This is a genomic window from Lentzea sp. NPDC036955 (genome assembly GCF_055608005.1).
Genome location: NZ_JBVJRC010000004.1, coordinates 496,980 through 509,912 on the forward strand (window position 1 = coordinate 496,980; position 12,933 = coordinate 509,912).

At 71.8% G+C, this 12,933-nt stretch carries 14 protein-coding genes; 8 read left to right on the forward strand and 6 right to left on the reverse strand.

What is annotated here, in order from left to right; genetic code table 11:
* Positions 1–42 precede the first annotated feature (42 nt).
* From ACZ7CF_RS15830 to ACZ7CF_RS15860, 7 genes are all read left to right on the forward strand, one after another.
* On the forward strand, positions 43–1,032 hold the full coding sequence (locus ACZ7CF_RS15830) for an ABC transporter permease (protein WP_458434291.1): 990 nt from the start codon (positions 43–45) through the stop codon (positions 1,030–1,032).
* A complete protein-coding gene (locus ACZ7CF_RS15835; RefSeq protein WP_360396733.1) occupies positions 1,029–1,799 on the forward strand; it encodes an ATP-binding cassette domain-containing protein in 771 nt (256 codons plus the stop codon). The genes ACZ7CF_RS15830 and ACZ7CF_RS15835 overlap by 4 nt, the downstream gene beginning before the upstream one ends.
* On the forward strand, positions 1,796–2,728 hold the full coding sequence (gene iolC / locus ACZ7CF_RS15840) for a 5-dehydro-2-deoxygluconokinase (protein ID WP_360396734.1): 933 nt from the start codon (positions 1,796–1,798) through the stop codon (positions 2,726–2,728). The genes ACZ7CF_RS15835 and iolC overlap by 4 nt, the downstream gene beginning before the upstream one ends.
* Positions 2,725–3,630 (forward strand): Cgl0159 family (beta/alpha)8-fold protein, encoded by a 906-nt coding sequence (locus ACZ7CF_RS15845; protein ID WP_360396736.1) that lies wholly within the window; start codon positions 2,725–2,727, stop codon positions 3,628–3,630. The genes iolC and ACZ7CF_RS15845 overlap by 4 nt, the downstream gene beginning before the upstream one ends.
* Positions 3,627–4,514, forward strand: coding sequence for a 5-deoxy-glucuronate isomerase (gene iolB, locus ACZ7CF_RS15850; RefSeq protein ID WP_470369860.1), 888 nt, complete (start codon positions 3,627–3,629; stop codon positions 4,512–4,514). Before ACZ7CF_RS15845 ends, iolB begins: the two co-directional genes overlap by 4 nt.
* Positions 4,511–6,364: a 3D-(3,5/4)-trihydroxycyclohexane-1,2-dione acylhydrolase (decyclizing) gene (gene iolD / locus ACZ7CF_RS15855; RefSeq protein WP_470369861.1), complete on the forward strand. Its 1,854-nt coding sequence runs from the start codon at positions 4,511–4,513 to the stop codon at positions 6,362–6,364. Before iolB ends, iolD begins: the two co-directional genes overlap by 4 nt.
* A gap of 121 nt (positions 6,365–6,485) precedes the next feature.
* Positions 6,486–7,481, forward strand: a complete 996-nt coding sequence (locus ACZ7CF_RS15860; protein ID WP_470369862.1) for an NADH:flavin oxidoreductase/NADH oxidase — start codon at positions 6,486–6,488, stop codon at positions 7,479–7,481.
* A 72-nt stretch (positions 7,482–7,553) separates the two neighbouring features.
* On the opposite strand, the gene ACZ7CF_RS15865 is transcribed toward ACZ7CF_RS15860, so the two are convergent.
* Positions 7,554–7,739 (reverse strand): DUF3073 domain-containing protein, encoded by a 186-nt coding sequence (locus ACZ7CF_RS15865; RefSeq protein WP_360396744.1) that lies wholly within the window; start codon positions 7,737–7,739, stop codon positions 7,554–7,556.
* Between the two features lie 173 nt (positions 7,740–7,912).
* Between ACZ7CF_RS15865 and ACZ7CF_RS15870 the strand changes: the two genes are divergently transcribed.
* Positions 7,913–8,776 carry a DUF8083 family protein gene (locus ACZ7CF_RS15870; protein ID WP_360396746.1) on the forward strand — a complete coding sequence of 288 codons (864 nt, stop codon included), beginning with the start codon at positions 7,913–7,915 and terminating at the stop codon, positions 8,774–8,776.
* Here ACZ7CF_RS15870 and ACZ7CF_RS15875 read toward each other — a convergent pair.
* Genes ACZ7CF_RS15875 through ACZ7CF_RS15895 form a run of 5 tightly spaced genes read right to left on the reverse strand, consistent with a single transcriptional unit; the run spans position 8,719 to position 12,878 of the window.
* Complete coding sequence (locus ACZ7CF_RS15875; RefSeq protein ID WP_360396748.1) at positions 8,719–9,900, reverse strand: MFS transporter; 1,182 nt, start codon at positions 9,898–9,900, stop codon at positions 8,719–8,721. The two genes, ACZ7CF_RS15870 and ACZ7CF_RS15875, sit on opposite strands and share 58 nt — an antisense overlap.
* Positions 9,901–9,957: 57 nt before the next feature.
* Positions 9,958–10,527, reverse strand: coding sequence for an RsiG family protein (locus ACZ7CF_RS15880; RefSeq protein ID WP_360396750.1), 570 nt, complete (start codon positions 10,525–10,527; stop codon positions 9,958–9,960).
* Between the two features lie 60 nt (positions 10,528–10,587).
* A complete protein-coding gene (locus tag ACZ7CF_RS15885; RefSeq protein ID WP_360396751.1) occupies positions 10,588–11,412 on the reverse strand; it encodes a beta-keto acid cleavage family enzyme in 825 nt (274 codons plus the stop codon).
* A gap of 18 nt (positions 11,413–11,430) precedes the next feature.
* Positions 11,431–12,492 (reverse strand): CAF17-like 4Fe-4S cluster assembly/insertion protein YgfZ, encoded by a 1,062-nt coding sequence (gene ygfZ / locus ACZ7CF_RS15890; RefSeq protein WP_458430017.1) that lies wholly within the window; start codon positions 12,490–12,492, stop codon positions 11,431–11,433.
* Positions 12,489–12,878, reverse strand: a complete 390-nt coding sequence (locus ACZ7CF_RS15895; protein ID WP_470369996.1) for a Fur family transcriptional regulator — start codon at positions 12,876–12,878, stop codon at positions 12,489–12,491. The genes ygfZ and ACZ7CF_RS15895 overlap by 4 nt, the downstream gene beginning before the upstream one ends.
* Between the last annotated feature and the right edge of the window lie 55 nt (positions 12,879–12,933).

The following is a 12,933-nucleotide window of genomic DNA, read 5'->3' on the forward strand; positions in this document are numbered from 1 at the left end:
GCTCCACCGGCTGCCGACGAACGGCTGGGCAAGCCGAAGCCGATGGACCAGCTGGTCAAGCGGCCGGAGATCGGCGCCATGCTCGGCGCACTGCTCGTGTTCGTGTTCTTCTCCGTGGTCACCGAGCAGTTCCTGAGCGTCGGCGGTGCCGCCACCTGGCTGGACGACGCGTCCATGCTCGGGATCATGGCGGTCGCGGTGGCGTTGCTGATGATCGGCGGCGAGTTCGACCTGTCCGCCGGCGTCATGACCGCGTCCACCGCGCTGGTCACGGCTCTCCTCGCCACCCAGCTCGGACTGAACGTCTGGCTGGCGCTGCTGGTGTCGCTCGCCTTCGCGCTGGCGGTGGGCGCGCTGAACGGCTGGCTCGTGATGCGCACGGGCCTGCCGAGCTTCATCGTGACGCTGGGCAGCTTCCTCGCGTTGCAGGGCCTCAACCTCGGCGTCACGCGCCTGGTCACGGGCAGCGTGCAGGTGTCGGGCATGCGCTCGGCGGCCGGGTACGAGTCGGCCGGGTTCCTGTTCGCCTCGACGTTCCAGGTCGCTGGCACCGGCTTCTACGTGTCGATCATCTGGTGGGTGCTGTTCACCGTCGTCGCGTCGACCGTGCTGATGCGCACCCGGTTCGGCAACTGGATCTTCGCGGTCGGCGGTGCCGCGCAGAGCTCGCGCGCGGTCGGCGTGCCGGTCGTGCGGTCGAAGATCCTGCTGTTCATGACGACCGCGTTCGCCGCGTGGCTCGTCGGCTCGATCAACATCCTGCGGTACGCGAGCGTGCAGGCCAACCAGGGCATCGGCCTGGAGTTCCAGTACATCATCGCGGCGGTGATCGGCGGCTGCCTGCTGACCGGCGGGTTCGGTTCCGCGGTGGGCGCGGCGATCGGCGCGCTGATCTTCGGCATGGCCCGGCAGGGCATCGTCTACGCCGGCTGGAACAGCGACTGGTTCCAGCTGTTCCTCGGCGTGATGCTGCTGGCCGCCGTGCTGGTGAACAACATGCTGCGCCGCCGAGCGGAGAGGGTCCGGCGATGACGCCACTCATCGAGACCGAGGACATCGGCAAGACCTACGGCAGCGTCATCGCGCTCAGCGACGTGTCCACCGTGGTCAACGCCGGTGAGGTCACCTGCGTGCTCGGCGACAACGGCGCCGGCAAGTCGACGCTGATCAAGATCCTGGCCGGTGTGCACCAGCACGACCGGGGCTCGTTCAAGGTCGAGGGGCAGGAGATCCGCTTCTCCTCGCCCCGCGAGGCGCTGGACCACGGCATCGCGACCGTGTACCAGGACCTCGCCGTCGTGCCGCTGATGTCGGTGTGGCGCAACTTCTTCCTCGGCTCGGAACCGACGACGAAGCTCGGGTTCCTGGACCGGAAGAAGGGCAGGGAGATCACCAGGAAGGCGTTGTCCGACATGGGCATCGACCTCCGCGACGTCGAGCAGCCCGTCGGCACGCTGTCCGGCGGTGAACGGCAGTGCGTCGCCATCGCCCGCGCCGTGCACTTCGGCGCCAAGGTGCTGATCCTCGACGAACCGACCGCGGCGCTCGGCGTGAAGCAGGCCGGGGTGGTGCTGAAGTACGTGGCCCAGGCCCGTGACCGCGGCCTCGGCGTCGTGCTGATCACCCACAACCCGCACCACGCCTACCCGGTCGGCAACCGGTTCCTGCTGCTCAAGCGCGGCCGTGCGCTCGGCTCGTACGAGAAGTCCGAGATCGACATCAACGAGCTCACGAAGCAGATGGCCGGTGGTGCCGAGCTGGAGGCCCTGGAGCACGAGCTGCGGGGTGTGGAGGCGTGACGTCGCTGGAGGTGCTGACCGTCGGCCGGGTCGGGGTCGACCTGTACCCCGAGCAGTCGGGCGTGCCGCTGGCCGACGTCAGCACGTTCGCCAAGTCGCTCGGCGGCACGGCGACCAACGTCGCGGTCGCCGCCGCACGGCTCGGCCGCCGGGCCGGTGTGCTGACCAAGGTCGGCCCGGACGGCTTCGGGACCTACGTGCGGCGAGCACTGGAGGGGTTCGGGGTGTCGCCGGCACACGTCGGCACGTCGCCGGACCTGCTGACGCCGGTGGTGTTCTGCGAGCTGAACCCGCCCGCCGACCCGCCGCTGCTGTTCTACCGGCTGCCGACCGCGCCGGACCTGACGCTGACTGACGCCGACGTGCCGTGGGACGTCGTGCGGGACGTGCCGCTGCTGTGGGTGACCGGCACCGGCGTCTCCGCGGAACCGGCCCGCGCGACCCAGCGGAAGATGCTGGAGCACCGCGGCCGGCGCACGCACACCGTGCTCGACCTGGACCACCGGCCGATGTTCTGGCCGGACGTCGAGACCGCGCGCACCGAGATCGGCTGGATGCTCGACCACGTCACGGTCGCCGTGGGCAACCGGACCGAGGTCGAGGTCGCCGTCGGCACGTCCGACCCGGACGGGGCCGCTGACCGGCTGCTGGCCCGCGGGTTGTCGTTGGTGCTGGTCAAGAAGGGTGCCGACGGCGTGCTCGTCGCCACGCCGGAGGGCCGCTGGACGGTCGCGCCGAACCCCGTCGAGGTCGTCTGCGGGCTCGGCGCCGGTGACGCGTTCGGCGGGTCGCTGGCGCACGGCCTGCTGTCCGGCTGGGACCCGGTGCGGATCGCCCGCTACGCCAACGCGGCCGGCGCGTTGGTCGCGTCCCGGCTGGCCTGCGCCGACGCGATGCCGGACGAGAAGGAGATCGAGGAACTGCTGTGATCACTGATGGGCAGTGGCGCGAACTGCTGTGGCGGCGCGCGGAGGACCCCGGTTCGATCCGGCGGGCCTACCAGTCGCGCAGGCGCAGGCAGACGTTGCTGAACGGCAAGTCCACGCTGTTCCTGGTCGCGGCGGACCACCCGGCGCGCGGTGCACTCGGCGTCGGCGGCGACCCGCTGGCGATGGCGGACCGGCGCTCGTTGCTGGCGCGCCTGCTGACGGCGCTGGCCAACCCCGACGTCGACGGCGTGCTCGGCACGCCGGACGTGATCGAGGACCTGCTGCTGCTGGACGGCCTGCACGAACGCGTGGTCATCGGATCGATGAACCGCGGTGGCCTTGCCGGTGCCGACTGGGAGATCGACGACCGGTTCACCGCGTACTCGGCGGCGTCCATCGCGACGTTCGGCCTGGACGGCGGCAAGATGCTGCTGCGCCTGGTCGACTCGGACCCCGGCACGATCCCGACGCTGGAGGGCTGCGCGCGGGCCGTCACCGAACTGGCCGAGCACGGCCTGATGGCGATGGTGGAACCGTTGCCGTACCAGCGCGACCACAACGACAAGCTGGTGCTGCAGAAGGACGCCGCCGCCCTGTCGCGCGCTTCGGCCGTGGCAGCGGGGCTGGGCTCGACGTCCGCCTACACCTGGCTCAAGCTGCCCGCGCCGGGCGAACCCGAGGTCGTGCTGGACACGACGGCGCTGCCCGCGCTGGTGCTCGGCGGCGTGCCGTCCGCGAACCCCGAGGACGACCTCGCGTCGTGGGGCCGCTCGCTGCGCCACGACGCCGTGCGGGGCCTGGTCGTCGGCCGCGCGCTGCTCTACCCGCCGGACGGTGACGTGGCCGCCGCCGTCGCCGCTGCCGCCGAAGTCCTCCGCGCCGCGAAGGGGATCACCGAATGACCCTGCACCGTCCACACGGGACGCTCTCGACGCCGTCCGACGTCGTCTCGCTCGCGCCTGCGGACGCGGGCTGGACGTACACCGGTCTGCGGGTGCTGCGGATCGAGGCCGGCCACGCCCGCACCGTCGCGACCGGTGAGTTCGAGGCGTTCGTGCTGCCGCTCGCCGGATCGCTCGTGGTCGAGGTGGACGACGAGCGGTTCGAGCTGCGGGGCCGCGAGTCGGTCTTCACCCGCGTCACGGACTTCGCCTACGTGCCACGCGACGCGACGGTCGTCTTGTCCAGTGTGGACGGATGCGAGGTCGCGCTGCCGATGGCGCGCTGCGAGAACCGGCTGACGCCGAAGTACGGTCCGGCGGAAGGTGTTCCGGTCGAGGTGCGCGGCTCCGGCAACGCCACCCGCCAGGTCACGAACTTCGGCGTGCCGGGCGTGTGGGACCACGCGGACAGGCTGAACGCGTGCGAGCTGATCACCCCGGACGGCAACTGGTCCTCGTACCCGCCGCACAAGCACGACGCCTCCGCGCCGTGCGAGGTGGAGAACGAGGAGGTCTACTACTTCCGCATCGCCGACCGGGACGGCGTCACGCCGTCGCGCACCGGTTTCGGCTTCCACCGCACGTACACCGACGACGGCACGATCGACGAGGACGTGACCGTGCGCGACGGCGACGTGTTCCTGATCCCGCGCGGCTACCACGGCCCGTGCGTGGCCGCGCCCGGTTACCCGATGTACTACCTGAACGTGCTGGCGGGGCCGGGTGCCGAGCGTTCGATGGCGTTCTGCGACGACCCGGCGCACACCTGGGTCCGCGACAGCTGGGCGGCGCAGGAGCTCGACCCGCGCTGCCCGGTCACGACCGCAGAGGGGCGGACCAAGTGAAGCTCACGACCGCACAGGCGCTCGTCCGCTGGATGCTCGCCCAGCAGACAGAGCTCTTCGACGGCACCCGCGCACCGCTGTTCCCCGGCGTGTTCGCGATCTTCGGCCACGGCAACGTCCTCGGCATCGGCACCGCGCTGGAGGAGGTCCGCGACCGGATTCCGGTGTGGCGCGGCCACACCGAGCAGGGCATGGCGCTGGCCGCCGTGGGCATCGGCAAGGCCACCCACCGCCGTCAGGTCGGCGTCGCCACGTCGTCGATCGGCCCCGGCGCGTTGAACATGGTCACCGCGGCCGGCGTCGCCCACGCCAACCGCCTGCCGCTGCTGTTGCTGCCCGGCGACACCTTCACCGGCCGCGCGCCGGACCCGGTGCTGCAGCAGGTCGAGCACTTCCACGACCCCACGGCCACCGTGAACGACGCCTTCCGCGCCGTCTCCCGCTACTTCGACCGCATCACCCGGCCCGAGCAGCTGCTGTCGACGTTGCCGCAGGTGGCCCGCGTGCTGACCGACCCGGCGGACTGCGGCCCGGTGACCCTGGCGCTGCCGCAGGACGTGCAGGCCGAGTCCTTCGACTTCCCGGAGTCGCTGTTCAAGCCGGTCGTCCACCGCCTGGTGCGCTCCCGCCCCGACCTGCACGCGCTGGCCGACGCCGCTCACCTGGTCCGCTCGTCGGCCCGCCCGCTGCTCGTGCTGGGCGGCGGCGTCCGCTACTCCGGTGCCGCCGGCCGCGCCCTGCGGTTCGCCGAACAGCACGGCATCCCGGTCACCGAGACCACAGCGGGCCGCACGCTGGTCCCGCACGACCACCCGCTGCACGCCGGTCCCCTGGGCATCACCGGCTCGACCTCGGCGAACGTCCTGGCCGGCGAGGCCGACCTGGTGCTCGCGGTGGGCACCCGGCTGCAGGACTTCACGACCGCGTCCTGGACCGTGTTCTCCCCGGACGTGAAGCTGGTGTCGCTGAACACGGCCCGCTTCGACGCCGTGAAGCACGGCTCGTCCGCCCTGGTCGCCGACGCCGACGAGGGCCTGCGCGAGCTGACCGACGTCCTCGGTTCCTGGCAGGCCCCGTCGCCGTGGGCCCAGCGCGCGGCCTCGGAGCGTGCGAAGTGGGACGCCCACATCACCGCGCTGCGCACCCCGTCGGCAGGCCTGCCCACGTACGCCCAGGTCGTCGGCGTGGTGAACGAGGCCAGCGGCCCGACCGACTACGTGCTGACCGCGTCCGGTGGCCTGCCCGGCGAGCTGATCGGCGGCTGGCGCGCCACCGGCGCGGCCACCATGGACGTCGAGTACGGCTTCTCCTGCATGGGCTACGAGCTGGCCGGCGCCTGGGGAGCCGCGATCGCCCACACCTCCGGTGTCGTCACGACCCTGCTGGGCGACGGCTCGTACCTGATGCTGAACTCGGAGCTGTTCTCCGCGTCCTTCGCCGGCCACGGCTTCGTGGCCGTGGTCTGCGACAACGACGGCTACGCCGTGATCCACCGCCTGCAGACCGGCCAGGGCGGCACCGGCTTCAACAACCTCTACGCCGACTGCCGGTCCACCCACGCCGCACCGCCCCGCACCGACTTCGCGGCACACGCGGCGGCCATGGGCTGCGCGGTGTTCCCGGTCGACTCGCTGGACGAGCTGGACGGCGCCTACCGCAAGGCGCGCGAGGTGGCGGTCGGCGAGCAGCGGCCCGCGGTCGTGGTGATCCGCACGCACCCGTCGTCGTGGACGGAGGCCGGGGCGTGGTGGGAGGTCGGGGTGCCGGAGACCTCGCACCGGGCGGAGATCGCGGCGGCGCGGGAGGACGTGCTGGAGGGCAAGGCCAGGCAGGTCCGCTATCTGACCTGATGACCGGTTCGGTGTCTCAGCGTCACGCCCAGTGACTGAGACGACGCCGCTGCCGGGAACAACACGCCGAGCGGCTCCCTTGAACATTTAGTTAGGTCTACGAACGTTCAAGGGAGCCCCCGTGAGCTTGCTGTTCTCCCCGCTTACCCTGCGGGGCGTCACGCTGCCCAACCGCATCGCGGTCAGCCCGATGTGCCAGTACTCGGTGGACCAGGAGGACGGCGTCCCGACCGACTGGCACCTCGTCCACCTCGGCTCGCGCGCCGTCGGCGGGGCCGGCCTGGTGATCGCCGAGGCCACGGCCGTGGTGCCGGAGGGCCGGATCTCACCGCAGGACACCGGCATCTGGAACGACGAGCAGGTCGCGGCCTGGTGCAGGGTCACGAGCTTCATCAAGGCGCAGGGCAGCGTCCCCGGCATCCAGCTCGGGCACGCCGGGCGCAAGGCGATCGGCGACTGGGTGCCGGTGGCGCCCACGACCGAGCCGTTCCCCGGTGGCAACCAGCCGGAGAAGATCACGAACCACACCGGGGTCGTCAAGGCGTTCGTCGAGGGGGCGATCCGGGCGCTCGCGGCCGGGTTCGAGGTGATCGAGATCCACGCCGCCCACGGCTACCTGCTGCACCAGTACTACTCGCCGCTGACGAACGAGGGCAGCCTGGAAGAACGCATCGCCGTTCCGGTCGAGGTCACCGCCGCCGTGCGGGCAGCCGTCGGCCCGGAGGTGCCGGTGATCGTGCGGATCAGCGGTACCGACTGGGTCGACGACGGCTGGACCGCCGACGACAGCGTGGTGCTGGCGACGGCGCTCAAGGCCGCGGGTGCCGACCTGGTCGACGTGTCCAGTGGTGGCAACACGGCGCAGGCGGAGATCCCGGTCGGGCCCGGCTACCAGGTGCCGCTGGCTGAGGCTGTGCGGCGCAAGGCGGACGTGCCCACGGGTGCGGTCGGCCTGATCACCGAGGCGAAGCAGGCCGAACAGGTGTTGAACGACGGTGCCGCCGACCTGGTGCTGCTCGCACGCGAGCTGCTCCGCGACCCGTACTGGCCACTGCACGCGGCACAGCAGCTGGGTGTGGAGGTTCGAGCACCGAGGCAGTACGCCAGGGCGTTCTGAGCAGGCCTGACGAGGTCAAGGGTTGGGTGGCCTCGATCAGCCACCCAACCCTTGAACCGCGTCAGGCTTGATTCAGCGACGGTAGTCGTCGTAGTCGTCGTACGGGTCGTCATGGCGCTCATCGCCACCACTCCCGTTCGGCGACGTTTCGCCACCAGACAGCTCTCGCTGCAGCGCAGCGAAGTCGGTCTCATGAGAGCTGTATTTGAGCTCCCTGGCGACCTTCGTCTGCTTGGCCTTCGCTCGGCCGCGCCCCATGGCTCGACCCCCTCGCACAGGGACGGGGGCGGCCGGGGGAACGGCGGCCCCACTCGTCTCGACAACTAGTTCCTGGTAACTACCGTACCGTGCCGATGGGGTTCCTCGCGACGCGGTAGGCGTGACACGCACCGCCAAATCTCCCAGCCGCCCCCGCGTGGGAGGATGCACAGGTGCCCAGACCGTTCGTCGCCTACCTCAGGGTGTACGAACCGTTATCGGTTCTGGACGCGCCGCTGGCCGATGAAGTGCGAAAAGCCCTGGACAGGGGCCCTGTCGCCCGCGCGGAGGTCGGTGACCGAGAGCGAGAGCTGTGGTTGCGCTCACAGTTGGCGAAGAAGTTGCTCCCGGGCGGTTCGGACCTCGACGTGATGACCATCAGCCCGGCCGAGGTGCCGACGTCCGACGCCGCGCGTGTCGGGCCGGGACCCCTCGTCTGCCCGCTGGACCTCAGGGCCCGGTCCGCGGCGGCCCTGGTGGGCTTCCTGGCCTCTTCTCCGCCCGTTCTGCAGGACGCGGCGCTCGGCGCGGCACCGGAGACGGTCCGGTCGCGTGCGTCCGCCGTGCTGGCCGAGCTGTCCGCCGGGGCCGTGCACGTGATCTCCACGACGTGGACGGTGCCGCTGCCGTGGTTCGCCCTCGTCGACCCGGCCCAGCGCCGGGTGGTGCTCGCGAGCGCCCAGGACGACCCGGAGCGGCAGGTGTCCTGGCGGGTTGCCATGGCCGACGCCCGCCGGCGGGTCGCGCGGGCGTTGAAGGTCGTGAAGAGCGCGCTGGGCGACGACGGACCGGCCAAGGTCCTCGCCGACACCGGCCGCTGGTTGGAGCACTTCCACCCGCACTCGGCGGTCGAGCTCGACTACGGCGGCCTGGTCCAGCTGCTGAACGACGTGGACCTGATGGAGGACTCCTCCGCGGCCGACGTGAACGCCGTCGTCGACGCGCTGGAGACCGGGGACGCCGAGGAGGTCGCGCTGCGCTACGAGACGCTGCGCGAGTTCTGGGGCGAGCTGGCCCGCCGCGAACGCCACGGCTGAAGCAGCGCCCACCCGGCGGTCGACGCCGCGGCCGCGAGCAGCATCGCCGCGGGCCACCCCACGTGCACCGCGACCCAGGCCGAGACGGCGGGCGTGACCGTCGCGCTGAGGTAGTTCGCGCTGTTCTGCATGCTGATCGCGGTCGCGCTGCGGCCCTCCGGCGCGAGCTCGCCCGCCTCGGTGACGGCGAGCCCGTTCCACGCCAGCGCCACCACGGCGGTCGGCACCAGCACCGCCACGAGCACCGGCACCGGCGCCCGGTCCAGCACGGCGGTCAGCACGAACCCCACCGCCATCGCCACGGCGAGCACCCGCAGCGGCCCGACGCGGCTGCCCACCCGGTCCGACCAGACCCCGGCCGCCAGCCGGCCGGCCCCGCCCAGCGCCTGCGCCACGCCGAACACCACGGCGGCGGTCGTGACGGCCAGCCCGCGGTGCTCGTGCAGCAGCGGCACCAGCAGCGTCGCCGCGGTGAACTGGGGGACGACGAGGAGCCCGCTGGCCGCGGTGAGCCGGATCAGCCGCGGGTCCCGGAGCACGAGCCCGTGCGCGCCACCGCCGCGGGTGGCACCCGGTGGTTCGCGGACCAGCAACGCCACCGCGAGCGCCACGAACGCCGTCACCGACGCCAGGACGACGAACGCCACCGGCACGCCGGAGGCGAGCGCGATGCCGGGCAGGAACGCGGCGGTCAGCGCGGCGCCCAGCGGGGTCGCCGTCTGCCGCACCCCCATCGCCAGCCCGCGCCGGCCGCTGGGGAACCAGGACATCACCGCCCGGCCGCTGGCGGCGTTCACGCTGGCACCGAACAGCCCGGCGCCGAGCAGGGCCGCGCCCGCGAGCCACGCGTCGCCGACCGCCACCCCGAGCAGGCAGGCCGCGGCGCCGGCGCCCCCGATGGTCATCGCGAGCCGTTCGCCGCGCTTGTCCGCGAAGAGGCCCCACGGCACCAGCGCGATCATCGTGCCGAGGTTGACCGCGCCGAGCAGCAGTCCCACCTGGGGCAACGTCAGGCCGAAGTGGTCGCGCAGCTGGGGGCTGAGGGCCGAGAGGCCGAGGAAGACCGCCGCGTTGGTGCCCTGCGCCAACGCCCCCACGAACAGCACGACCCAGCGGTACCCCATGGGGGCACGCTAGGTCCGCCGCTCAGAAAGTGGAACGACTCTCCCAGATGCTGGGAGTCAGCTCTTCCGCCGGTGGTGACCGCGCTCCGCGGCCAGCAGCTCGTCCACGGACGCGCTCCCGCGCTGGTAGCGGGACGCGATCTCGGCGTTGAGCCGGTCCACGACCACCTGCACCTCGCGCCGCCGCACCGACACCGAGGCCTCTTCGGAGATGAACGTCTCCAACACCTCACCGAGGCGGTCGTCGGACAGCTTGCTCACGTCGGAGAGGTCGACATCGGAAATCAGCGCTTCCACGTGCCGTTGATGCGCATCAGCACGTGAGGGCTCATGGGTCTGGTACCGGCCGAGGCCGGTCGCCGGCCCGACGGCGTTCGTGGAGAGGATCGTGGCCAGTTGGTCGACCACCGCCGAGCCGCCGGAGCTGCGGCGCTGCTGTTCGGCACGCACGATGTCGATCCGCGCGTGCAGCAGCCGCCGCAGGTAGGACAGGTCGGTTTCCTCCTGCGCTGCTTCGTCGCGGAGTTCGCGCACCTCGACGAGCGGGCGTTGCTCGACGCCCTCCGTGTAGTCGGGAGCGAGCACCCGGTCGATTCGGCGGCGCCCGCCAGGACGCACCTCGATCACGTGTCCATCCTGCGGTAGATCCTCCTCAGCCGCCAACAGATCCCTTGCACCGAACTTGTCTCAAATCTGCACGCCCAGCACCTTGCGCGCCTCGTCGGGCGACAGCGGCGGCCGCTGCGCGATCTTCGCGAGACCCGCCGCACGGGCGACGAGCTGTGCGTTGTCCCGCACCGGCACGCCTCGCGAGTAGCTGGTCGTGTCTTCCATACCCACGCGGAGGTGCCCACCCGCGCCCAATGCGGTGAACATCACGGGAAGAGTGGTCCGGCCGATCCCGGTGGCGGAGAACGTCGCCCCGTCCGGCAGGGCGTTCACCGCGGCGACCAGCGTCTGCGCGTCACCGGGCATGCCGCCGGGCACGCCCATGACGAGGTCGACGTGCACGTGCCCGCCCGCGGGCAGGCCGTGCTGGTCGAGCAGCCGCTTCAACGACGCCAGCTGGCCGATGTCGAAGATCTCGTACTCGGGCACGATGCCGCGTTCCTGCATGCCCTTGTGCAGCGCGACGACGAACTCCCAGCGGTTCAGGAACACGTCGTCGCCGAAGTTGACGGTCCCCATCGTGCAGGACGCCGAGTCCGGCATCGCCTCCAGCACGCGCAGCCGGTGCTCCTCCGGGTCGTGCACCGACCCGCCGGTGGACAGCTGGACCACGAGGTTCGTCTGCTCGCGCAACGCGGCGACGGTGGCCTTCAGCAGCCCGAGGTCGAGCGACGGCTTCGCGTCCGCGCCGCGGACGTGGACGTGGATCATCGCCGCGCCGACCTGCTCGCAGCTCCGCGCCGTCGAGACCAGCTCCTCCAGGGTCACCGGGAGCTGGGGGACGTCGGTCTTCGCGTGCTCCGCTCCGGTGGGAGCGACAGTGATGAGCGTGCCCAGGGACATAGGCGCGACTGTAGGGGCTCAGCCCCTCAAGTTGCGAACAGCTTCCCTGCCCAGACCGGGCGTGTCCGGCGGCACCGAGTCGGGGTCGATGCGGGCGGCCGCCTGGCGCTCCCCGTCACCGGCGACCAGCTCGGACTCGACCGGTACGGACCGCTTGACCAGCGCCAACGCGATCGGCCCCAGCTCGTGGTGCTGCGCGACGCTGCCCACCCGGCCCACCACGCGGCCGTCCAGGAGGACCGGGTCACCGGTCTCCGGCTGCCCGTCGGCAGAACCATCCAGGTGGAGTAGGAGCATGCGGCGGGGCGGCCGTCCCACGTTGTGGACCTTCGCGACCGTCTCCTGGCCGCGGTAGCAGCCCTTGCTCAGGTGGACCGCCGGCTCGACCAGGTTCACCTCGTGCGGGATCGTGCGCTCGTCGGTGTCGACGCCCAGCCGGGGCCGCAGCGACTCGACCCGCAGCGCCTCGAAGGCGAAGCTGCCGGCCGGGCGGGCGCCCGCGCCGGTGATCCGCTGCCACCACGCGGCCAGCTCGGCGCGCGGCACCAGCAGGTCGAACGCGCCCTTGCCCGGCCACGACGTCCGCCGCACGAAGCCGTCGCCCAGCGCGGCGACGTCCGCGGGCACCGGCACGCCGAGCTTCTCCAGCAGCGCGGCCGCGTCCGGGCCGATGACCGTCAGCAGCGCGAGCTCGGCCGTGGCGTCACGTGGCTCGACCTTCGACCAGAAGACCATCTTCTTCAGGTACGCGAGCAGGTCGTCGACCTTCTCCACGTCCAGGAACACGGTGCCGCCGACGTTCGCGACGACCATGTGGTGCTCCAGCCGGCCCTGCGCGTCGAGGATCAGCGCCTCGGTGCCGGCGTTCTCGCCGAGCTGCTCGAAGTGCTGGCTGGTGAGCTGGTGCAGCCAGGTGAGCCGGTCCTCGCCGGGCACGGCGATGATCCCGCGGTGCGAGCGGTCCACGACGACGACCGAGCGCGCGGCCGAGCGTTGTTCCGCGAACGGGTCGCCGTAGTGCCAGGCGACGCCGGCGTCGGTCGACTCGTCGGGCGGCGGAACGGCTCCTGGGAGGCTCACTCGGTCTCCTGCTCCTGCTTCAGGCAGTCGCGGCACGTGCCGGACAGCGCGAGGTGGCTTGCATCAAGTTCGAACCCGTCGCGCTCCCGCAATGTTCCGACCAGCGGGTCGAGCAGCTCACACGGGATCTCGTCGATCCGGCCGCAGGAGTGGCAGACCAGGTGCACGTGCTGGTGCTCGTCGACGGAGTAGCTCGGCGCGCCGTGCCCGAGGTGCGTGTGCCGCACCAGCCCGAGCCGGTCGAGCAGGTCGAGCGTGCGGTAGATCGTCGTGATGTTGACCGTCGGCGCCGTCTCCTGGACGCGCTGGCAGATCTGCTCCGGGGTCGCGTGGCCCAGGACCCTGACGGCGTCCAGCACGAGCTGGCGCTGCGGTGTCATCCGCATGCCGCGGTCGTGCAGCGTTTTGCGCAGGCCTCTTGCGGTCTCCACAGCCCTGATG